The organism is Streptomyces sp. NPDC004732 (assembly GCF_040609235.1).
Lineage (GTDB): Bacteria > Actinomycetota > Actinomycetes > Streptomycetales > Streptomycetaceae > Streptomyces.
Map to the genome: position 1 here is coordinate 183,148 of NZ_JBEXJR010000004.1, position 20,415 is coordinate 203,562.

Annotated in this window: 20 protein-coding genes; 10 read left to right on the forward strand and 10 right to left on the reverse strand. The window is 69.0% G+C overall.

Translation table 11 applies throughout. The features are described 5' to 3' along the window. Positions 1–298 precede the first annotated feature (298 nt). A complete protein-coding gene (locus ABZV77_RS13100; RefSeq protein ID WP_356254688.1) occupies positions 299–1,873 on the reverse strand; it encodes an amidase family protein in 1,575 nt (524 codons plus the stop codon). A 502-nt stretch (positions 1,874–2,375) separates the two neighbouring features. Between ABZV77_RS13100 and ABZV77_RS13105 the strand changes: the two genes are divergently transcribed. Then, positions 2,376–3,983, forward strand: coding sequence for an AMP-binding protein (locus ABZV77_RS13105; protein ID WP_356254691.1), 1,608 nt, complete (start codon positions 2,376–2,378; stop codon positions 3,981–3,983). A gap of 94 nt (positions 3,984–4,077) precedes the next feature. Here the strand turns inward: ABZV77_RS13105 and ABZV77_RS13110 are convergent, their stop codons facing one another. Both ABZV77_RS13110 and ABZV77_RS13115 read right to left on the reverse strand, forming a co-directional pair. Further along, positions 4,078–4,728: a hypothetical protein gene (locus tag ABZV77_RS13110; RefSeq protein ID WP_356254694.1), complete on the reverse strand. Its 651-nt coding sequence runs from the start codon at positions 4,726–4,728 to the stop codon at positions 4,078–4,080. Positions 4,729–4,985: 257 nt separating this feature from the next. Next, positions 4,986–6,506 (reverse strand): MFS transporter, encoded by a 1,521-nt coding sequence (locus ABZV77_RS13115; protein WP_356254697.1) that lies wholly within the window; start codon positions 6,504–6,506, stop codon positions 4,986–4,988. Positions 6,507–6,668: 162 nt separating this feature from the next. Between ABZV77_RS13115 and ABZV77_RS13120 the strand changes: the two genes are divergently transcribed. Then, a complete protein-coding gene (locus ABZV77_RS13120) occupies positions 6,669–7,436 on the forward strand; it encodes a TetR/AcrR family transcriptional regulator (protein WP_356254699.1) in 768 nt (255 codons plus the stop codon). Between the two features lie 165 nt (positions 7,437–7,601). Here ABZV77_RS13120 and ABZV77_RS13125 read toward each other — a convergent pair whose 3' ends face one another. Further along, positions 7,602–8,774: an epoxide hydrolase family protein gene (locus ABZV77_RS13125; RefSeq protein WP_356254702.1), complete on the reverse strand. Its 1,173-nt coding sequence runs from the start codon at positions 8,772–8,774 to the stop codon at positions 7,602–7,604. 103 nt (positions 8,775–8,877) lie between these two features. Here ABZV77_RS13125 and ABZV77_RS13130 point away from each other — a divergent pair, with 103 nt between their 5' ends. Beyond that, positions 8,878–9,453 (forward strand): CGNR zinc finger domain-containing protein, encoded by a 576-nt coding sequence (locus ABZV77_RS13130; RefSeq protein ID WP_356254705.1) that lies wholly within the window; start codon positions 8,878–8,880, stop codon positions 9,451–9,453. Positions 9,454–9,497: 44 nt separating this feature from the next. On the opposite strand, the gene ABZV77_RS13135 is transcribed toward ABZV77_RS13130, so the two are convergent. Then, positions 9,498–10,427, reverse strand: coding sequence for an NADP-dependent oxidoreductase (locus ABZV77_RS13135; protein WP_356254708.1), 930 nt, complete (start codon positions 10,425–10,427; stop codon positions 9,498–9,500). 112 nt (positions 10,428–10,539) lie between these two features. Between ABZV77_RS13135 and ABZV77_RS13140 the strand changes: the two genes are divergently transcribed. Then, positions 10,540–10,920: a helix-turn-helix domain-containing protein gene (locus ABZV77_RS13140; protein ID WP_356254710.1), complete on the forward strand. Its 381-nt coding sequence runs from the start codon at positions 10,540–10,542 to the stop codon at positions 10,918–10,920. Positions 10,921–11,002: 82 nt separating this feature from the next. Then, on the forward strand, positions 11,003–11,518 hold the full coding sequence (locus ABZV77_RS13145) for a hypothetical protein (protein WP_356254713.1): 516 nt from the start codon (positions 11,003–11,005) through the stop codon (positions 11,516–11,518). 111 nt (positions 11,519–11,629) lie between these two features. Here ABZV77_RS13145 and ABZV77_RS13150 read toward each other — a convergent pair whose 3' ends face one another. The 4 genes from ABZV77_RS13150 to ABZV77_RS13165 form a co-directional block, all read right to left on the reverse strand. Beyond that, positions 11,630–12,280 (reverse strand): BlaI/MecI/CopY family transcriptional regulator, encoded by a 651-nt coding sequence (locus tag ABZV77_RS13150; RefSeq protein ID WP_356254715.1) that lies wholly within the window; start codon positions 12,278–12,280, stop codon positions 11,630–11,632. A 255-nt stretch (positions 12,281–12,535) separates the two neighbouring features. After that, positions 12,536–12,916, reverse strand: coding sequence for a hypothetical protein (locus tag ABZV77_RS13155; RefSeq protein WP_356254718.1), 381 nt, complete (start codon positions 12,914–12,916; stop codon positions 12,536–12,538). Between the two features lie 208 nt (positions 12,917–13,124). Further along, positions 13,125–14,069 (reverse strand): threonine/serine dehydratase, encoded by a 945-nt coding sequence (locus tag ABZV77_RS13160; RefSeq protein WP_356256016.1) that lies wholly within the window; start codon positions 14,067–14,069, stop codon positions 13,125–13,127. 201 nt (positions 14,070–14,270) lie between these two features. Then, positions 14,271–15,065, reverse strand: coding sequence for an SDR family oxidoreductase (locus ABZV77_RS13165; RefSeq protein ID WP_356254721.1), 795 nt, complete (start codon positions 15,063–15,065; stop codon positions 14,271–14,273). Positions 15,066–15,338: 273 nt separating this feature from the next. Between ABZV77_RS13165 and ABZV77_RS13170 the strand changes: the two genes are divergently transcribed. Together ABZV77_RS13170 and ABZV77_RS13175 are read left to right on the forward strand one after the other, a co-directional pair. Then, positions 15,339–15,893, forward strand: a complete 555-nt coding sequence (locus tag ABZV77_RS13170) for a hypothetical protein (RefSeq protein ID WP_356254724.1) — start codon at positions 15,339–15,341, stop codon at positions 15,891–15,893. A 67-nt stretch (positions 15,894–15,960) separates the two neighbouring features. Continuing rightward, entirely contained in the window at positions 15,961–16,461 is a 501-nt protein-coding gene (locus tag ABZV77_RS13175) for a MaoC family dehydratase (RefSeq protein WP_356254727.1), read from the forward strand. Positions 16,462–16,575: 114 nt separating this feature from the next. On the opposite strand, the gene ABZV77_RS13180 is transcribed toward ABZV77_RS13175, so the two are convergent. Further along, on the reverse strand, positions 16,576–17,184 hold the full coding sequence (locus ABZV77_RS13180) for a TetR/AcrR family transcriptional regulator (RefSeq protein WP_356254730.1): 609 nt from the start codon (positions 17,182–17,184) through the stop codon (positions 16,576–16,578). Between the two features lie 129 nt (positions 17,185–17,313). Between ABZV77_RS13180 and ABZV77_RS13185 the strand changes: the two genes are divergently transcribed. From ABZV77_RS13185 to ABZV77_RS13195, 3 genes are all read left to right on the forward strand, one after another. Further along, a complete protein-coding gene (locus ABZV77_RS13185; protein WP_356254733.1) occupies positions 17,314–17,961 on the forward strand; it encodes a peroxiredoxin-like family protein in 648 nt (215 codons plus the stop codon). Positions 17,962–18,079: 118 nt separating this feature from the next. After that, positions 18,080–18,922, forward strand: coding sequence for an alpha/beta fold hydrolase (locus ABZV77_RS13190; RefSeq protein WP_356254736.1), 843 nt, complete (start codon positions 18,080–18,082; stop codon positions 18,920–18,922). A 150-nt stretch (positions 18,923–19,072) separates the two neighbouring features. Then, positions 19,073–20,386 carry a hypothetical protein gene (locus ABZV77_RS13195; protein WP_356254739.1) on the forward strand — a complete coding sequence of 438 codons (1,314 nt, stop codon included), beginning with the start codon at positions 19,073–19,075 and terminating at the stop codon, positions 20,384–20,386. Positions 20,387–20,415 lie beyond the last annotated feature (29 nt).

Consider the following 20,415-nt stretch of genomic DNA (forward strand, 5'->3'; position numbering starts at 1 on the left):
GCGGTAGCGAGAACGCGGGGGACAGGGCAAGGAAGAAGCTGCGTCTCCCGCATCTTGGGACGCCTCGGGCTGCGGGACCGCACTCAAGCGGCCCTGCGCGCCCGTGACTTGGGGGTGCTGTAGGTGGGGAGATGCGGGAGGAGACGGGAGGCGGGGGTGCCGGTTCGTCCGCCCCACTGGCAAGCCGGTACCGACCCCACCGGCAAGCCGCCACCGGCCCCACCCGCACGCCGTCACCGGCACCACCCGCCCACCAGATCAACGCCCCGCGCTCACCGTGTCGTGCCGGACCCCGTCGTCACCCCGTCGTCGGCAGATAGCGCGGGGCCCGCCAGGCCTTCAGGCGCTGCTCCACCGAGGCCCCCAGGGACAGCAACTGGGCGTCCTCGTGGTTACCGGCCATCAGCAGCAGGCCGACGGGCAGTTCACCCACGGAACCTGCGGGAACCGAGAGGGAGGGGTATCCGGCGACCGCCGCAGGGGTGGAGGAGGGGATGACGTCGTTGTCGCCGCGTGCGCAGTCCGTCGTCCAGGCGGGCGGGTTCGTCGGCGCGGCGATGGCATCCAGGTGGTGGGTGGCCATCGTCTCGTCCAGGGAACGCTGAGACAGGTCCTTCAACTCGGCCCGCATCGCACGGTACTTGGGGTCAGTGGTGGGCGGCGCGGCGAGCGCCTGCTCGAAGAGCTCCTGACCGGCGAAGCAGCTCTGCTCCTCGGGGTGGGTGCGGTTGAACTCGATCAGTTCGGCGAGGTTTCGCGGACCCTTGCGCGTCGCGAGGTACGCGTCGATGTCCCGGTGGAACTCGCTGAGCAGCGCCGGGAATTCGAGCTCGGCGAGCCGCGCCTGGTACGGGGGAGTCACTTCGACGACCTCGGCTCCGGCCTTGCGGAGCTTCGCGGCCGTGCGCGTCATCAGCGCGTCCACGTCGGTTCCCAGTGAGGGCAGCCGCCACAGGCCGATCCGCTTGCCGCGCAGCCCGGAACCGTGGTCGCCCGCGTCGGGCAAGCCCTTGCCGCCGTCGCCCTCGCTCAGCACGGACAGCGTCAGCGCGGTGTCGGTCACATTGCGGGCCATGGGCCCGGCGGTGTCCTGCTCGGCGGAGATCGGAACCACGCCCGACTGGCTGACCAGGCCGAGGCTGGGCTTGTGGCCGACGACGCCGTTCATCCCGGCCGGGCACACGATGGAGCCGTCCGTCTCGGTGCCGACCGCCACCTGCGCCAGCGACGCGGCCAGCGCGGCCGCGGACCCGGACGACGATCCGCACGGATTCCGGTCGAGGACATAGGGGTTGTTGGTCTGCCCGCCCACCGCCGACCACCCCGAAGTGGGCTTCGCCGAACGGAAGTTGGCCCACTCGGACAGGTTGGTCTTGCCGAGGATCACCGCCCCCGCCCTGCGCAGGCGAGTCACCAGTACGGCGTCGGTGTCGGGCGGGCTCCCGGCGAGCGCGAGCGACCCGCCCGTCGTCGGCATGTCGCGGGTGTTCACGTTGTCCTTGAGCAGGACGGGAATGCCGTCCAATGGCCCGAGGGTCTTTCCGTTCCGGTGCCTGGCATCACTGGCGCCCGCCTCGCGCAGGGCCGTCGGACTGGTGCGAAGGACCGCGTGGATCTTGGGGTCCACCTTCTCGATCCGCCGGAGGTAGGTCCGGGTCAGCGCCTCGGAGGTCAGCGACCCCTTGGCCATGCGTGCCTGTAACTGCGGAATGGTCACGGTGTCGAGGTCGACCCCGGGCAGACGAGCCGACCCGGGCGGCGACGCGTTGTCGGCGCCACGGTCGGCGCCTTGCGCACCCGCACTCGGTACGCCCGTCAAAAGGGACCCCGCGACAAGGGCGGCGGTCATCGTGGCAATGCTTCTCTTCCCCATGCGGATCAGCGCACTACATGGGCACCATCCGACGCAAGGGGGGTGAGGTGACCGCGACGTGAATCGCCCTGGGCGGCGGCCCCGTTCGCGCGATCGACTTGCCCCCTCGTATCCGCGGAACGCCGGGGCGGCGCATCGAACAGGTCAGAGTGCACGAATGCAGGAAGAGCTCGCGGCGCACCCGCGAAAGCACAGCTCAAAGTGCACACGCGAAGGCTCGGGCGCGTGGCGAGCCCAGCGGCCTGACCTGCGGCTAGAACCTTTCATACGCAGGGACACATGTCTGTACGCGACGGAATGCAAGGCATCTCACGCTCTCGGGTGTGGGTCGGCGAGGTCCGGAGGGGCAGCATTCCTTGCCTCCCGGGTCACCTCAGACTGCGCACATAGAGCATCGAGAGCTGATGACCGACACAAAGCGGGTCATAGTGCGCCACCCGGTAATGGCCGAAGGCGCCCCCTGCGCAGCCGCGGCCGCCGAGTCCCGTGTTTGCATGTGTCCATGATCGTTAATGCGCAGCAAACATCCGAGCCGCGGACGTACGTGGACCGCATCCTGGAGCAGTGGCACAAGGACGAGGACGCCGAGGCGCTCGTCCAGGGTGCGCAGCGACTGACCCGGGGAGAGGCTCGGCAACGGCTGTTCGGTCTGGGGCAGGCACTGCGTCGGCAAGGGCTCGAACCCGGCGACGGAGTCGGACTGTTCCTGGCCAACCGCGTGGACTCCGTGCTGGTGCAGCTCGCGGTCCACCTCATCGGCTGTCGCGTGGTGTTCCTGCCACCGGAGCCGGGGCCCGGCGAACTCGCCGCGCTGGTCGAGCAGTCGAAGGCGCGTGCCGTGGTCACCGACCCGCTCTTCGCGGAGCGGGCCGCCGACGCGGCAGGCCGCAGCGTCCACGCCCCCGTGCTGCTCAGCCTCGGGCCCTGCGCGGAGCAGTGCGCCGACCTGCTGGCCCTGGAGGCCGAGTGCCCGACGGTACGCCCCGAAGGCATCCGCGCCCCGGCAGCGGACGAGGCCGTCACCGTCCTCTACACCGGCGGCACCCTGGGCCGCCCCAAGCTCGCCGCGCACAGCCACCGGCTCTACGACGCGCTGGTGGGCCTGGTGGACGACGACCCGCTGGACCCCAACCGCGGGCTCTTCCCGGCGATGGCCCCGGGCGCGGACCGGGTGCTCGTCTCCACACTGCTCACCCACGGCAGCGGCCACCTCGTCTCGATCCAGGCCTTGGTGGCCGGAGCACCCCTCGTCGTACTGCCCGAGTTTGAGGCGGGCGCGGCGCTGACGGTGCTGCGCGAGGAGCGGATCACCGCCACCATGTTCGTACCGCCCATGCTGTACGCGCTTCTCGACCACCCCGAGTGCGTGCCCGGCGCTCTCCCCGAGCTGAGGCGTGTCGTCGTGGGCGGCGCGGCCTCGTCGCCCAGTCGGCTGCAGCAGACGGTCGATGTCCTCGGGCCCGTGCTCAGCCAGGGCTACGGCCAGTCGGAGGCGCTCGGCATCGCCGCGTTCGGCGCGGACGACCTCGCGTCGGAGGGGGCCCGGCGGCCGGAGCTCTGGCGCAGCTGCGGTCGCGCGATAACCGACACCGAGATCGAGATCCGCGGCGAGGACAGCACGGTGGCACTGCCCGCCAGGCAGGTCGGCGAGGTGTGCGTACGCGGCGAGACGGTGATGCTCGGCTACTACGAGGACCCGGAGCGCACCGCGGAGGCGCTGCAGGACGGCTGGCTGCGCACCGGTGACGTGGGCTACCTCGACGCCGAGGGCTACCTCTATCTCGTCGACCGGGCCAAGGACATCATCGTCACCGGCAGCACCAGCGACAACGTCTACTCACGCGTCCTGGAGGACTTCCTGCTCACGCTGCCCGGCGTGCGCAACGCGGCGGCACTCGGCATGCCGGACGAGGAGTTCGGGGAGGCCGTACAGATCTTCCTGGCCACCGCCGAGGGCGCGGACGTCGACCCGGCCGCGGTGGGCGCGGCGGTCACCGCCGAGCTGGGAGACCTGTACACGCCCCGGAAGACGATCCTGCTGGACCAGCTGCCGACGACGAAGGTCGGCAAGGTGGACAAGAAGGCGCTGCGCGCCGCTTGGTCGAGCTGATCGGGCGCTTGGGGGGGGGCGGTCATCGACGACAGGGGTCATCGACGACGGGGGTCGTCGATGACCGGGGCTGTCGACGGTCGCTGCGACGTGTTCAGCAGCCTCCCCGCTCGGTTTCCGAATAGCGCGTCTGCCACACGCCCTGTGACGTCTTGGCGAGCCGGTTGCGGTACTGGACGCGCGCCTTGGCGTCCTGGGGCGTGCGCACGACCTCGCCGGTCCTGGTGTTCCTGGTGGAGCCCTTGCTCTCGTCGACGCAGTAGAACAGGACGCCGCTGCCGTCATCGGCGATGCTCACCTGCGGCTTCGACACGGTGGTGCTGCCGGTCAGAACCAGGTCGTCGTCGACGAAGCCCTTGATCCATTTACGGGCGGACTGTCCGGCGGGCTCACGGGTGTAGTAGGCGACCGCCTTGGAGCCCGGGTTTCCCTCGATGATCGCGGCGTACTCGGCCAGCAGCTCCTGCCTGCCGTCATTCATGATCGCCTGCTGCTTGGGGTCGGAGTTGGTCCACCCCTGGAAGTCGGCGTGGAAGTGCTTGGGCAGAGTGATCTTGGGGCGGCCCGCTGCGGTGTCGGAGGGAGTCGCGGAGCCCGACGGGCTGCCGCTCGATCGCGTGTCCGCCCCGGCGCTCTTCTTGTCGTCCTTGCCGTCCTTGTTGTCGTCCGAGCCGCCGCAGGCGGTCAACAACAGGGCGGCGGAGGTCGCGAGCGCGGCCGCCGCGAGCCGGGTCGAGCGGTTCACAGAGGTCTCCGGTGAGATGAGAGTTAACGCGAGCGAAGCAACGCTATCCGTGACTGCTTGGTGCGGGTGAGGGGGCTGGGCGCTGGAGGGTGCTTGGCCGGTGACCTCGGTGCGGTCACCTCACCCATGCGGCGCCCGAACGAGGCTGCGAGGCTGGCGGCATCGGCGGTGAAGGCGCGCGGGAAATGGCTCAGATCGGCGAACAGCGGTGACAGTCGTGGTGGCGGGACAGGTGATGCGGCGAGCCCGGTTCTGGGTCAGGCGCGGGTCGCCGGGGTCTCGGCGGGCATGGCGTCGGGCTGGTCGGGCTGGTCGCCCGGGAGAGTCGCGGCAGGGCGTGTGCGGCGCATCGCCCAGGCGACCAAAGTCGCGGATACGAGGGTGAGGACTGCCCCCGAGATGGTGACCGTCTCCCGGAACTGCCCGGTCTGCTCCGGGCTCCAGTGCCCCGCGGCGACGTTCCCGACGAACACGGCGGCGAGCACGGTGCCGACGACGGCGACCCCGACCGCGGCGGTGACCTCGGTGGCGGTGTCGATCAGTGCCGCGCCGGTGGAGGTGCGGTTGCGGGGGAGGCCGTTGAGCACGTTGACCGCGGCGGCGGCACCGACGACCCGCATCCCGGCGGCCACGAGCACCAGCGCGACCGCCACCCACGGATAGCCGAGGTTGCCGAACAGGGTGTAGACCGCGAGCCCGGCCACGACCGAGCCTGCGCTGATCCAGGCGGCGCGGTCGATGCCGACCCACGCGACGAACCGGTGGACGAACGGGCCGCCCGCGATCAGCACGACGACCTGGGGCAGCATGCCGAGGGACGCGAGTGCGGGCGCCCACCCCCAGTCCAGCTGCAGTTGCAGCGTCACCAGGTAGGCGAGCCCGGCGTTCGCAAGGCCCGCTGCCGCCTTGTAGGCCAGACCGCCGGATACCTGGGGCCGGGCGACGAGCGCGAGGTCGAGCAGCGGGTGCCGGGCCGTTCGCTCGCGTACGACGAACAGGGCCGCCGCCACGACGACCCCGGCGACGGCGGCCCACGGTGCCCACGATCCCGCGCCCAGGTCTTCGAACAGGGTGGGCGCGACGAGAGCGAGCACGATGGTCGCGGTGCCCAGCACACCGCCCGTCAGATCCGCGGGCGCCCGGTGCAGGTCGGCGGCGTCGTCGGCCGGGACGCCGGTCCGTATGCCGACGATCGCGAGCGCCACGATCGGCACGTTCACCAGCAGCAGGACCTGCCACGGGGCGAAGGAGAGCACGAGGCCGCCGACGGTCGGGCCGATCGCGAGACCGGCCATGCCCACGGTGGAGATCAAGGTGATCGCCCGGACCCGCAGACCCTCCTCCTCGAACAGCCGGAAGGCCATGGCCATGGTCCCCGGTGTGGTCATCGCGGCCGCGAGACCCATCACCGCGCGGACGGCGATCAGCTCGCTCGTGTCGGTGACGGCCACCGCCGCCAGGCTCGCGACACCGAGCAGGGCCAGCCCGGCGAGCATCACCCGGCGACGACCGAGCCGGTCGGCGACCACACCGAACACCAGCATCAGTGCGCCGAACACGACCGAGTAGCTGTTCGTCACCCACTGCAGGGCAACCGTCGGGGCCGCGAGCTCGCGGCCGATGGTCGGCAGGGCGACGTTGAGGACCGTGGTGCTCATCATCTCGAACAGGAAGATCGCCGAAAGGCCGATCAGGGCCACCCACGCCTCGCGCAGGGAACGGAACGGCCCGGACGGCCCGGGCGCCGGGCGCTCCTGGCTGACACGTGGGGATGACATGGGATTCCTCTCGGGAGGATTCAGTGATCCAAGGGGGGAGTGGTGCGTGAGGGATGCCTGAGGCGCACATCCGAGGTCGCACGAGACCAGCACGAACACTGTTCGTCGCACGAACACTGTTCTACCTGGGAACGCTGTTCGGGTCAAGCTATGCTTGTCGGCATGGTCAACAGACGGGCTTCGGATCGAGCCGAGATGCGTGACGAATGGGCCGCGAAGGTCGCAGCGCTGGCCGAGCCCAGCAGAGTCGAGCGGTCCGGCAAGGCGCCCATCACGGTCGCGCGGATCATGGACGCGGCGTTCGGGCTCGTCGAGACCGAGGGCTTCGAGGCCCTGACGATGCGCCGGGTCGCCGCCGCGCTGCAGACCGGTCCTGCGTCGTTGTACGCGCACGTACGCAACAAGGCCGAGCTGGACGAGCTGCTGATCAGCGATCTGTGCGCCAGGGTGCCGGTGCCGGAGCCGGACCCCGCGCAGTGGGCGGAGCAGATGCTGGCGATCTGCCGGGCGCTGCGCGACGAGTATCTGCGCTACCCCGGCATCTCACGCGCCGCGCTGGCCGCCGCCCCGAACAGCCTGGACGCACTGCGGCTGAGCGAGGGCATGCTGACGATCCTGCTGGCGGCCGGGGTGCCGCCGCAGTCCGCCGCGTGGGCGATCGACGCGGCGTTCCTCTACGTATCGGCGTACTGCTTCGAGGTGTCGTTGAGGCACGACCCGGGCAGTGGAGTCGACCAGCGTGTCCTGGACCGGGACGCTCTCGTGGAGCGGTACCGGATGTTGCCCGGCGACACGTTCCCGAGCACCGTCGCCCACATCCGCGAGCTGACCTCCGGCGAGGGGCACGAGCGGTTCGAGTTCACGCTCACGGCACTGCTCGGCGGACTGTCACCTGGCCCGCGGCGCACACCGTCGGCGACCGACGCGTAGGCCGCCTCGGGGTCCGCTCCGGGTGTACGTGGGGGACATCCCGGATGGCACCGCGCGTCGGTGTCGGCAGGATGACGGACCATGACTGTTAGGGCCACATCAGGCGCCAAGTGGAGCTCGACGACCCCATCGGCAGGCACCTTCGGGGCCATCTCCCAGCCGCGATCACCGACTGGCGGCCAGCACTGCCGCGAGTCCCTCTTGCAGATCTTTGACGAAATACTCGGGGCACTCCAGCGACGGGAAATGCCCCCCGATCTCGGGCGACCTCCAGCGCACGATCTGTCGGTACCGCTCCTGTGCCCAGGGGTGCGGGCTCTTCTCGATGTCGCGGGGATACATGCTGATGGCCGACGGGACGTCGACCCGGAGTTCCGGGTCGAGTGAGTTGTGGCTTTCGTAGTAGATGCGGGCCGCCGATGCGCCGGTCCGCGTCAGCCAGTACAGGGTGACGTCGTCAAGAATCCTGTCGATGGAAATCGTCTCGAACGGGCTGTCCTCGGTGTCTGACCACTCGGCGAACTTGTCGAGGATCCAGGCAAGAAGCCCGACAGGTGAGTCGACGAGCGAGTAGCCGATGGTCTGCGGTCGGGTCGCCTGCTGCTTCGCGTACGCCGCGCGATGGCGCCAGAAATCGCGGGTTTCCTCGGTCCACTTGCGTTCGACCGCCGTCAGCCCGTCCGTCGTCAGCCCGGGCGGCGCCTCCGCGAACAGGGTGTGGACGCCGAGAACGTGCGCCGGGAACCTGCCGCCGAGGACCGTGGTGATATTGCCTCCCCAGTCGCCGCCGTGGGCCACGAACTTGCTGTAGCCGAGCCGTCCCATCAGTTCCACCCAGGCAGCCGCGATCTTTTCGGTTCCCCACCCGGTGGTGGTCGGCTTGTCGCTGTAACCAAAGCCCGGCAGCGACGGGACCACGACGTGGAACGCGGGCGCGTCCGCATGTTTCGGATCTGCCAGCTCGTCCACCACATCGATGAACTCGGCAATGCTGCCGGGCCAGCCGTGCGTCATGACCAGCGGAGTGGCATCCGCGCGCGCGGATCGACGGTGCAGGAAGTGGATTCCCAGATCGTCGATGGTCGTACGGAACTGGCCGATCCGGTTGAGGCGCTCCTCGAACGACCGCCAGTCGTATCCAGTGCGCCAGTAGTTCACGACATCGACGAGGTCGGCGAGCGGAACGCCCTGTTCCCATCGGCGAGGACCGGGCGCGGCGCCATGGACCGTCTCGGCCTCCGGCAGTCGCGCCGCGGCCAGCCGTGCGCGCAGATCGTCGAGGTCGGCGTCGGTTGCACGGGCTTCAAACGGTTGCACGTCGCTGGTCGGACGGGACATGGGACCTCCTGGCCGTCGTGGAACCGGCTACGACCCATCGTGAACCGGCTAAGACGGTTCTAACAGTCCTTTGAGTCGGGCCGCAACCCGCTAAGGTGGTTCCATGCGTGCTGCGTTCCCTGACTTCCGCCTCGGCAAGGTGCTGGCGACCAGCTTCACGGGGACTCTGTCGGAGCGTCATGGCGACGCCGTGGAGCGCATTCCCGTGCCGCACCGACTGGTCGACTGGCTGGCAGTGAACGGCCTCGCGGTGGACTCCTGCACCACCGACCAGCTCGACCTCGCCCGGGAACTGAGGGAGTCGATTCACGCCGCCGCGACAGCGGCCGCGATCCAGGACGCTCTCCCCGCGTCTGCCGTCCAAGTCATCAATGACTGCAGCGCTCAGGGGCGGGCCGCGGCGATTCTGACGCCCGAGGGCGAGCGGCGATGGCAGCTCGGCTCTCCCCCCTGCGTGGAAGACGCCCTCAGCGTGCTCGCCGCCGACGCGGTCAGCATCATCGCGGGCGAACGCGACGGGAAACTGGCTTTGTGCGCATCACCGACGTGCCAAGCCGCCTTCTTTGACACCAGCCAAAGCCGCACCCGCAAATGGTGCGACATGAACACGTGCGGGAACCGTCAGAAGAAGGCGCGCTTCAACGCCAACCAGCGCAAGAACGTCAGATCGCCGGAGTGACCGTTCCCTCGGTACATCCGAGTGAGCCCGTTCTTATGACGGGTTCAGAGGGTGAGGACGAGTTTGCCTTGGAGGTGACCGCTCTCGAGAAGCCGGTGTGCGTCGGCGACGCGCTCGAAGGGGAGCGTTTCCTGCACGTGGACCCGGAGCCTGCCCTGTTCGACGAGTTCGACGAGACCTCCCAGGCCGACAGGATCGGGGTCGACCGCGATGCCGCTGAAGCGCATGCCGGCAGCCTCGAACTTCGCGATGAGCTTTAGATCCTCCTCGGCGACCGCCGTCACCAAGTGACCGCCCGGGCGCAGCACTTCGAGCGACCGCTCGACGGTGTCGCCGCCGATCGTGTCCAGCACGACGTCGATGTCGCGGACCGCCTCAGTGAAGTCGCCCGCCGTGTAGTCGATCACCTCGTCGGCACCGAGCCCCTCGACGAACTCCCGCTTGCTCCCGCTGGCGGTCGCGATCACGTGCGCGCCGAACGCTTTCGCGATCTGGATCGCGACGTGGCCGACCCCGCCACCACCGCCATGGACCAGGACACGGTCGCCCTCGCCCACACCACCGAGGTCGACGAGGCCCTGCCACGCCGTCAGCCCGACGAGCGGCAGCGCCGACGCCTCGACGTGCGAGAGCGACGCCGGCTTGCGCGCCAGATGCAACGCAGGCGCCGACACGACCTCGGCGTACGCGCTCGCCGCCCGCGGGAACAGCGGCATCCCGAACACCTCGTCCCCGGGCCTGAACCGCCACGCCTGCGGCCCTTCCTCGACCACGCCGCTGATGTCCCAGCCGAGGACGAACGGCGGCGGGCCGAGCAGCGGGAACTCACCGGCGCGCAGGCGCGCCTCCAGCGGGTTCAGCCCGATCGCCTTGACGCGGACGAGTACCTCGGTCGGGAGGGGCCGGGGCTCGGGCGCGTTCACGATGGTGAGCACTTCGGGACCGCCGAACGTCTGCTGCGTAACAACTCGCATGACTCTCCTGGCTTCGGACATGACTCCCCTGGCTTCGGCACGGGGGAGAAAACCCAGGCTAGGTTTCCGATAGGAACTGGCAGGTACCTGCAGCGCGGGTACGTTGGGTGCCATGAGCGGTTTCGGTCCCGGCGATCCCTTTCTCGCCGACTGTCCAGCGCGTCTGGCGGTCGATCTGATCGCCGACAAGTGGACGGTCGTCGTGCTCTACGGCCTCAGCAAGGGCCCGGTGCGCCATGGCGAACTGATCGAGCTGATCGGCGGCATCTCCCGCAAGATGCTCACCCAGACGCTCCGACGGCTCCAGGCGCACGGACTCGTCCGCCGCCACGCCTACGCTGCGGTGCCGCCCCGCGTCGAGTACGAGCTCACCCCGCTCGGGGCGACCCTGATCGATCCGATCCACATGCTGACCGAGTGGGCGAGGGCGAACGGCGACGCAGTACTCGATGCGCTCGACGCCCATCGCGACCCGGTCGCCCATAGCGACTGAGGCGGACATCGGCCGAGGGACTCTTCTGCCCGGAGCCCAGCCGCGGTTCCCTCGCCTCCACGCGCCGTGCGATGTTGTGAACATGGGGATCTCTGGTTTCGAGCCGTGCTTCCTGACCGGCATCGGCGCGATTCGGCAGGCGCACGGACCACGCCTGGCGGCGCTCGCCGGTAGGCGGTTGACGGGGCTCGCACTCGTGCGTTTCGCCGAGGACGGGGACTGGTACGCCGACTGCCCGGTGGTGCTGGACTTCGACGGCGTTCAGGTGGAGGTCTGCCATTGGAAGTTCGACGAACTCTCCATCGGCTGGGACACGATCGACACCGCGGCGACGCTCACCGGGTGGGAGGAGTCCGAGTTCACGCCCGAGTGGTCTCACAGCGACGAACGCATGGAACCGTTCGTCGGTGAGGAGTTGCGCGAGGTCGCACTCCTCGAATGGCGGCCGTCGGATCGCGACCTGGCGGTGGGAACCGTGGCAGTGGAGTTCGCCTTCGCCAGCGGCGGCTGCCTGCGGATCGTCAACGGCCTCGACGAGAACAGCATCGAGGTCGGCACGGCCCATCCGGATTACGTCCGACATGGGCTGGTCCGCTGAGTCCTCGGCGTCCTGCTCCACCGGCTGCGCTGATGGCATGGCATCTACACCGCCTGCGGCCGAGCCGTCACCGGTCGGCCGCAGGCGGTTGGCTGTCACCTGCGGGACAGTTCAGCTGGCGGAGGCCTCTGGCTGTGGTGAAGCGGACTGTTCTGCTGGGGCTGCTGCGGTGTAGAAGACCGAGGAACCTTGCTTGGTTCGCTGGACTCGGCCCTTGGCGACCAGGCCTTCCACCGTGGTGCGCACGACGGTGGTCTTGATGGTGCGGTCGGGGACAGCCTGGGTGAGTGCGGTGGTGATCTCGGCGGCGGATCGCGGTTCGTTGTGCTGGCCGAGGTGGTTGTCGATCAGTTCGACCAGCGTCGGCACGGCAGGTTGCTTTCCGGAGGCCTTGGGCGCGGCGGTGGTTGCCTTGTCCTTGCCCTTGGCCGCTACGGGCGTCTTCGATCGGGCCGTACGGGATTTCGCCGTACGAGCATTGGCCCCACGGGCATTGTTGGCACTTGCCCGTGGGGCTGGCACCGCCTTCTTGCGAGGGGCTGCTTTCTTGGCGGCGGTTGCCGGGGTACCGGGGGAGCCCAGTGCCTGCTGCATGCTCAGCAATACCGCGTGGTCGTTCTCCAACGCCTGCAACTGCTCCTGCAGCGCTGAGACCTCAGCTCCGACGCGCTCCTGTTCCTTGCGGTTGATCTCCAGATCCGCGGCGACTCGGGCCGCGTACTGAGCCTGCACTCCGGCAGTTTCCGGCTGAACGTCTGACATGGCGATGACCTCATCGTGAATGCACGCGTTTGTGCGGGTGGCGGGTCGTGCTCGGAACGGAGCACTTTGGCGAGGGCGCACCTGAGAGCATCCCTGAATGCTGACTGCCCAACTGCAACGGCAGTAACTCATGCGCGGTCAGTGGAGACTACGGGCTTATATCCAGGGGCGGATGCGCTGCGTAAAGACTCTGACTGAAGACGGGTTCCCTGCCGCGTAATATCGCAGTTCAGCATGTGTCGCCCTCGCTCTCGCTCAGACTCGCGGGTCCCCGAGACGCTCCACGGCGGTGCGGGCGGCGAGATAACCGGCGACTTTGAACGCCAGTTCGTGGGAGCCGAACGTATCGGCGCGGGCGCGCCGCAGCACCACCCGCGTGGCGATCACGAACTCATGCTCGGGCGAGCGCAGCAGTTCTTGGATTCCCGTGGAGGCGGCCGCGAAGAAGCGCGGCAGATCCTCGGCAGGTTCGTACTCCACCGTCAACCCTTTGGCCACATCGAAGATGAAGCCCTCGGTGGCGGGCTCGAAGTCCACCTCGATCTCCGCGAAGTGCGGCGCGCAGTTCTGCTTCTGGTGCAGCACGCGGACGCCACGGATCGGATAGGGCGGGAACCGGGGCAGCGCTGGCGTCATACCGAAACGCTACTCCCAGGCCCGGCCCCCCGTCTCCGCCGCCGACCTGGGCAACAGGACCCTGCCTTTGTCGCACCAAAGCGAGATAGGGGCACGGGACGGCGTGTGGTCGGTCATGCAGACCAGTGCAACGTGATGCTGCCGTCGGCGTTGATCTCCTCGCGTACGGTCGCGACGTATTGCTTCCAGGCCACTTTGACGACAGCCCCTAGCCCGCGTACGCGGTCACGTCATCCACCGAGGCGTTGCCGCCGCAGATCACCAGGCCGAGCCGCGTCTCGTCCCCGGTCTTGGCGAGGACGCGGCGGGCGGCCGGGAGGAGGCAACCGGCCGCGGGCTCGGCCCACACCTTGGCGTGTTCGGCCAGCTCCCGGACCCCGGCAAAGGCGTCCGCCTCGGGTACGACCAGTACCTCGTCGACCAGGTCGCGCACCATGGTGTACGTCAGCGGTGACACGGTGGGCGCACCGAGCGTGGTGATCCGGGAGTCCACGTCCACCTGTACCGGCCCGCCGTGGGTCAGTGCCTGTGACATCGCGTCGGCGCCGGTGGTCTCCACACCCCACACCCGCACATCCGGTCGCCGCACCCGCAGTGCCGCCGCCACACCGGCGATCAGCCCACCGCCGCCGATGGAGACCAGCACATCCGTCAGCTCACCGGCGTCCGCGGCGAGTTCGAGTCCCACGGTGCCCTGCCCCGCGATGACCACCGGGTCGGCGAAGGGATGCAGGAGCGTGAGTCCGTCGGCCTCCAGCTGCTCCATGAGGGCGAACGCCTCGGCCATGGTGGGGGCCAGCCGGACGTCGGCTCCGGCGGCACGGGCCTTTGCCACGGAGTCTGCCGGTGCGGCTTGCGGCATGACCACCGTGGCTCGCACGTCCAGTGCGGCCGACATCTCCGCCACGGCGATGCCGTGATTGCCGCCGGACACCGCCACCACGCCTGCCGCGCGCTGTTCGCCGGTCAGCGTGAGCAGCTTGTGGACGGCACCTCGCGCCTTGAACGAGCCACTGCGCTGCAGCAGTTCGAGCTTGACCGTGACCGGCACACCGAGCAGCGCGGTCAGGCCCGGACTGGGCAGTGTGGGAGTACGCACCACATGACCGGTGATCTTGGCCGCTGCGGCCTCCAGCTCCTCGATACCGATCATGGCGGTCCCTCCGAGTTGTGTCGCGTACGCCGTCATCGTCTGCACGATACGTGGGTGTTCTCCGGAGCTGGTGTGCCAGCCGTAGATCGTGCCCGGGCGCGTCCGAGCCCGTGGTCGGCCTGCAGCTGAGTGACGATCCGGGCCCACAGGGCATGATCAGCAATGATCAAGATCAACTTTCGCAGACAGGCCCCAGGCGGCCTACGCGGTTGTGGCGATGCCGCCGTCTACGGGGATCACGGCGCCTGTCAGGTATGCGCCTGCCCGGCTGGCGAGGAACACGGCGACACCCGCCATGTCGTCGTCGCGGCCGATCCGGCGTAGTGGGGCCGACGCCGCGATCGCCTCGCCGAACTCATCGAGGGTGGCAGCCATCATCATCGACGGGAACGGTCCCGGCGCCACGGCGTTCACGGTGACGTGCTGCGGTCCTAGTTCCTTGGCGAGCACTCTGGTGAGTTGATGCAGTGCGGCCTTGCTGCTGGAGTACGAGTAGTTGGGCCGCTGCGGGATATGGATGGCGGCGATGCTGCCGATGTTAATGATCCGCGCGGGATCGTCGGCAGTGCCCGCCTTGCCAAGTGCGGGCAGCAGCGCCTGGACCAGCCAGAACGGCGACTTCAGGTTGAGGTCGACGACCGTGTCCCAGGCCGCGTCCGGGAACGACGCCAGCGGCTCGTCCCACATGGCGCCCGCGTTGTTGACGAGGATGTCGAGACGTTCCGAGTCGGCGGTGACGAGGTCGGACAGTCGCCGACACTCGTCGTGGCGGGACAGGTCGGCGGGGATGGCCCGCACCTCACCGAATCTGGACAGCTGTTCCTGCGCCTGAGCGCACGCTTCTGCGTTGCGCGAGCTGATGACCACGCGGGCGCCCGCCTGGAGAAGGCCACGCGCGATCATCATTCCGATGCCTCGGGTGCCACCGGTGACGAGCGCGCGCTTTCCACGCAGATCGAAGAGTTCTGCATGCGTTGTGAACTGATTGTCTACCACTTGCCGCCATTCTCGTTGGTCGTGCGGGACGATGCTTCGACGCGTCGGGTGTTCGGTTCAGCTGTCTCCACGCTATGAGCTTGGAGTGCACATCAAGCAAGCGGATCCCGGTCCCGACGGACCGCGTCCGCAACCGGCACGCGGTCGAGTGCGGGAACAACCGCCTCAAGCGCCAGCGGGCTGTAGCCACGCGGTGCACTTTCACAACAGGCCCTGGACGGCTGGATCGATATTGGATCGCGTGAGGTGGTCGCGCGCTGGCACTGTGCCCCCATGGATCATGCGGAAGTACTGCTCATCGGGGGACGTGCCGGTGTCGGCAAGACGACGGTGGGGTGGGAGGTTTCGGCGCTGCTGCGGTCCGAGTCGGTCGCTCACGCGATCATCGACGGTGACTTCATGGGGCAGGTGCATCCAGCACCCGTGGGGGACCCTCACCGCGCGGAGATCACCGAGAGCAATCTGACCGCGGTGTGGGCGAACTTCGCCCGGCGCGGCTACCGGCGCCTGATCTATACGAACACGGTGAGTGTGCTGCCGGAGGCGGCGGGCATGTTCGAGCGTGCATTGGGGACCGGAGCGGGGATCGTACGAGTCCTGCTCACCGCTTCCGACGCCACGGCCCGCGAGCGGTTGGTGGGACGAGAACTCGGCTCGGAGCTGGAGCATGAGCTGGAAGGAAGTGCCCGCAAGGCGCGACTTCTGGACCAGCGGGCTCCTGTGGAGACGGTGCGTGTGGCTACGGACGGACGGTTCGTCGTTGACATCGCGCGGGAGGTGGTGGCCGCCACCGGGTGGGCCGGGCCGCACTTCGCCCGCAATTCTTGATCGTGTCGGCGGGCCGGGTTCCGGGGCGGATCAAGGCTGTGGAATCGAGCTCACTATGGTGTCGTCGATGACGACACCACCGACCTCCGCCCTCGGTCTTGATTTCAACACCCCAGTCCAAGAACGCTACTTCGAGGACTACACGCCAGGTTCCACGTACACCTATGGCAGTGTCACCCTCACCGAGGAGGACATCCTCAGGTTTGCCGGTGAGTTCGACCCGCAGAGCATCCATACCGACCCGGCCGCGGCCGCGGAAGGCCCGTTCAAGGGGCTCATCGCGAGCGGTTGGCACACGGCGTCCGTGATGATGCGGCTGTACGCCGATCACTACGTCAGCAAGGTCGCCAGCCTGGCCTCACCGGGTGTCGACGAGCTGCGCTGGGTTCAGCCGGTGCGTCCCGGCGACAGCCTCTCCATCCGGACGACGACCCGGGCGGCCCGCCTTTCGCGTTCGAAGCCGGATCGCGGCCTGGTCCACACCGACATCGAGGTCCTCAACCAGCGCGGCGAGGTCGTGCTCACGCTCACCGCGATGAATCTGTTGCGTCGGCGGGACGCGGACTGAGAGCCGGGGGATCGCCTCGGGCGCGCTGAACTCCGCAGGGCTGACGGGGGCAGTGCTGGGCGTGGTGGTCCGGTCGCCGCGAAGTGCGGTCCGTCGCTCTCAGTCCCGGTGCTCTCAGTCCCGGCGTTCTCGGTCCGGGTTCCGGATCGAGTCGAGAGCCGCATCGACGGTGCGGTTCAGGGAACGTGCGTCGCCGCCCGCCCGCGACCGCATGTTCACCCCGTACGCGAGCAGCGCGAGCAGCTCAGCGACCGAGGCCGGATCGCAGGATGCTGTCAACTGCCCGTCCCGTCGCGCCGTTTCGAGCGCGGAGCGCATTGCGTCGCAGAGTTCCTGGTGGTGCCGGTCCAGGACGGCCCGCACTCCCGGGTCGTCGCTCTGCGCGCCCGTGTGCGCGTTGGCGACCAGGCAGCCCCAGCGCGCGTGCTCTCCCGATGTACGCACGCTGATCAGGCCGTGGAAGAAGTCCGCGGCAGCGGGCAGCCCTCGCTCGTCCTCGGCGATCTGCCGGAAGGCGGGCTGCGAGCGGGTCGCCACATAGCGGTTCAGCGCGGCGAGGTAGAGCTGCTGCTTGCCGCCGTACGTGGAGTACAGGCTGGAGCGGTTGAGCCCCGTGGCGTTCACGATGTCCTGGATGCCGGTGGCCGCCACGCCCTGCTTCCAGAACAGGCGAAGAGCCGTCTCCAGGGTCGCGTCCGGGTCGAAGTGCTTGATGTCCGCCATGCCTCACCTCACCACCATCTTGGAACAGGGGTTTCAAGATATCGCCCCGACCACTATCTTGAAACGAGCGTTCCAAGTTCTTGGGGTGGTCTTTCACGCCTGCCCCCATACGGGAAGGGCACCAACCTCATGACCCTCAACGCGGAACTGCGCGCCTTCTATGAAGCCCGTCGGCATCAGATCCCTGCCGAGATACGGGAGATCATGCAGCGGGCCGACGCCGAACTCGCCGCGTCCGGCCAGGTCGACCGCGCTCTCGCCACCGGCGCGCAGGCCCCGCACTTCGCGCTGCCCTCCGCGACCGGCGAGACCGTCGCCCTCGATCGGCTCCTCGCCGAGGGTCCGGTCGTGCTCACCTTCTATCGCGGCGCGTGGTGCCCGTTCTGCAACCTCGCGCTGCGCTCCCTCCAGCAGCACCAGGCCGCCATCACCGACCGCGGCGCCCAACTCGTCGCCGTCTCCCCGCAGATCCCCGACGAATCACTGTCCCTGACCGAGAAGCACGACCTGGACTTCGCCGTCCTCAGCGACGTCGGCTCCGACACCGCCAAGGCGTACGGTCTCGCCTTCGACCTGCCGGACGACCTCGCCGCCGCCTACGACAAGCTGGGCTTCGACCTCCACCGCGTCAACGGCGGCCACCGGCGCACTCTCCCGCTCCCCGCGACGTACGTCATCGACCGGACCGGCACCGTCCGCTGGGCGTTCGCCGACACCGACTACATCAAGCGCGCCGAGCCCGCCGACATCATCGCCGCGCTCGACGCCCTGCGCTGAGGGCCCGTCCGTCCTCGCCGGGGTGATCACCACCCGGTGAATGCTCGTGGCAAGAATGTACCCCCAGATGTCTTTTCGGACTCTCGGCAGAGACATCGACTCCGGCCACAGTGGTCCCATGAGTGAAACCACCGAGACGACAGTGGTCAGGCGCGCAGTTCAGGTCGACGGCGAGGCGGCCAGCTACCTGACCGCCGGGCGGCAGGACGGGCGCCCCGTACTGCTGCTGCACGGAACGTACTGGAGCCGGGTCTGGCTCCCGGTACTGGACCACCTCGCCGACGCGGGGCTGCGGCCGATCGCGGTCGATCTCCCCGGACTGGGGCGTTCAGGAGGTGAGCTCACCCCGGAAACGGCGGCGGTTCCGGCCCTCGCGGACTGGGTGACGCGTTTCGCATCCGCGCTGGAGCTCTCCGGACCGATCGCCTTGGCGGGCCATGACATCGGCGGCGCCATCGCCCAGCACCTCCTCGCGCACGACCGCTTCGCCCACCATCGCTTCGGGGTCTCCCGCCTGGCCTTGGTCAACTCCGTCCTCTACGACTCCTGGCCCGCGCCCCACGTAGCCAGTTTCCGGGGTGCGAGCACGGCTGAGGGCGTGCTCGACAACCGTCGGCAGGCGGTGGCAAGAGTGCTGGACGGTGTCGCCACCGAGTCACTGATCGCGGACTACGTGGATCCGTGGACCGATGCGCGGGTTCGCCGCTCCTGGGTGGCCCTGGCGGGTGCGGCCGACAACCGCTACACCCGCGACCTCGTCCCCGCGCTGCAGCGGTCCACCACACCCAAGCTGCTCGTCTGGGGTGAGGACGACCTCCACGAGACGGTGGAGTTCGCCGAGCGGTTCGCCTCGGAGATCCCGAACACCACGCTCATCCGCATCCCTGATGCGGATCACATCCCCACGGAGAATGCGCCTGACCGGATCGGTCGCGCGCTCGGTGATTTCTTCGCAGAGTAGAGACGGTTACGGCCCGCCCAGTTTCCGGCACCCCCGCACCCCGAGAACCTTCCCCAGGCATGACAGGCTGCAGGTGCTGACGCATCCGGTCCGGCTCACGTGACGGTCGGACGGTCGCGCAGCGATTCGGTACAAGGGGAGGGATGACGCGTGCACCGCGCTCGCGAGAAGGACACGGACCGCCATGTCTTCCGGCGTCACATCGGACCGCCCCACGACTTCGGCGGCGACCTGATCTGCTGGAAATGTACGGCCCCCTTCGGACCGGTGCGAGCCCACTCGCCCAAGGGCCATCCGGTGCAGGCGCAGTACCGGCTCCTCGGGGCCGAGCACGACGAGACGTGTCCGCTCAACCCGGACACGACCACCGCACACATCGCCCATGGTTCCCACGGCCTGGCCGACGTGGATTCGAGCGGGGTGCTGCGGCTCGACCTGCCCCACCGACTGGACGAAGTGCCGTCCCCCGGGCCCGACGCCGAAGTCGGCAGCAGGGACGACGTCGTGCGCCATCCGGTCACCACGGTCCGGCCCCTGCTGCCGCCCGCGGTCGGCACCGCGGCGAAGATCGCCCAATTCCTCCAACTGCACGACCACGACCCGGAGATCGCCTCTCGGTTCCGCGTCCGAACGCACGACGGCCGGCTCATTCCGTGGGCGGACTTCTGTTACGGCCCGCAGCACGACTCCTACGCGCGGCTCTTCGCCCGCCTTCGGGCCACCCCCGTCCTCACCCACCCGATCGCCGTCGTGGGCACGGTCGAGAGCGTCAGCCGGGACAGCAACTACAGTCCCTTCGCGCTGCTCGCCGTTGACGTTCCGTCCCAGGCCGGACAGTTCCACGTGACGATCCGCTCCGGCTTCGCGAGCCTCATGGAACCCCTGACCGTCGGCACCCACGTGCTGGCAGTCGGCGGATGGGAGATCTTCGCCCGCGGCTCCACGCCCGCCCTGCGCCTATGGGCCGACGCGCACTGGCAGCTGGCGTTCTGGCAGGAGGACGAAGCCGGAACCGCTACTCCGCCGAGCTGTCCCGCGCCAGTGAAATCCCAGGAGCAGGCCCTGGACCGCTGGCGGAAACCGGCCCCGCGCACGGCACGCCCCGAGGCACCCCAAGCGCCGCCCCAACCTGAGCCTCCCCACCCGACAACAGCGCTTCCCGATCCTGCGCCGGAGCCAGTGCCTAAGCCAGCACCGACGCCAGTACCGGACGCCCTCGCCCCGCCGTCCGACGACGAGCCCCAAGAACAGCACTCCCCAGCCGAAAAAGAAGAAGAGGAGGAACGGCCTTCTCCGCACGTGCCGCCTATGCCCAGCCCAGCACCTGCACCTCTCCCCGCTGAACCGGCCGCGGGCATTGCGGGTGATGCGGGCGGTGCGGGCATCGCGGGTGCTACGAACGGTGCCCCGCAGCCGCGCCGAGGCTTCCTGCCGTGGCTCCGCCGACGACGACACCACACCTGACCCCGTAACGGGGTACGGGCCCCACAGGC

Excerpts from the sequence above, each read along its gene's own strand:
- ABZV77_RS13100 (WP_356254688.1), bottom strand. The coding sequence starts at position 1,873 with ATGGGGAAGAGAAGCATTGCCACGATGACCGCCGCCCTTGTCGCGGGG.
- ABZV77_RS13125 (WP_356254702.1), bottom strand. The coding sequence starts at position 8,774 with ATGTCCCGTCCGACCAGCGACGTGCAACCGTTTGAAGCCCGTGCAACC.
- ABZV77_RS13160 (WP_356256016.1), bottom strand. The coding sequence starts at position 14,069 with ATGATCGGTATCGAGGAGCTGGAGGCCGCAGCGGCCAAGATCACCGGT.
- ABZV77_RS13185 (WP_356254733.1), top strand. The coding sequence starts at position 17,314 with ATGACCCTCAACGCGGAACTGCGCGCCTTCTATGAAGCCCGTCGGCAT.
- ABZV77_RS13175 (WP_356254727.1), top strand. The coding sequence starts at position 15,961 with ATGACGACACCACCGACCTCCGCCCTCGGTCTTGATTTCAACACCCCA.
- ABZV77_RS13140 (WP_356254710.1), top strand. The coding sequence starts at position 10,540 with ATGAGCGGTTTCGGTCCCGGCGATCCCTTTCTCGCCGACTGTCCAGCG.
- ABZV77_RS13115 (WP_356254697.1), bottom strand. The coding sequence starts at position 6,506 with ATGTCATCCCCACGTGTCAGCCAGGAGCGCCCGGCGCCCGGGCCGTCC.
- ABZV77_RS13105 (WP_356254691.1), top strand. The coding sequence starts at position 2,376 with ATGATCGTTAATGCGCAGCAAACATCCGAGCCGCGGACGTACGTGGAC.
- ABZV77_RS13190 (WP_356254736.1), top strand. The coding sequence starts at position 18,080 with ATGAGTGAAACCACCGAGACGACAGTGGTCAGGCGCGCAGTTCAGGTC.
- ABZV77_RS13180 (WP_356254730.1), bottom strand. The coding sequence starts at position 17,184 with ATGGCGGACATCAAGCACTTCGACCCGGACGCGACCCTGGAGACGGCT.
- ABZV77_RS13145 (WP_356254713.1), top strand. The coding sequence starts at position 11,003 with ATGGGGATCTCTGGTTTCGAGCCGTGCTTCCTGACCGGCATCGGCGCG.
- ABZV77_RS13135 (WP_356254708.1), bottom strand. The coding sequence starts at position 10,427 with ATGCGAGTTGTTACGCAGCAGACGTTCGGCGGTCCCGAAGTGCTCACC.
- ABZV77_RS13130 (WP_356254705.1), top strand. The coding sequence starts at position 8,878 with ATGCGTGCTGCGTTCCCTGACTTCCGCCTCGGCAAGGTGCTGGCGACC.
- ABZV77_RS13150 (WP_356254715.1), bottom strand. The coding sequence starts at position 12,280 with ATGTCAGACGTTCAGCCGGAAACTGCCGGAGTGCAGGCTCAGTACGCG.
- ABZV77_RS13155 (WP_356254718.1), bottom strand. The coding sequence starts at position 12,916 with ATGACGCCAGCGCTGCCCCGGTTCCCGCCCTATCCGATCCGTGGCGTC.
- ABZV77_RS13120 (WP_356254699.1), top strand. The coding sequence starts at position 6,669 with ATGGTCAACAGACGGGCTTCGGATCGAGCCGAGATGCGTGACGAATGG.
- ABZV77_RS13170 (WP_356254724.1), top strand. The coding sequence starts at position 15,339 with ATGGATCATGCGGAAGTACTGCTCATCGGGGGACGTGCCGGTGTCGGC.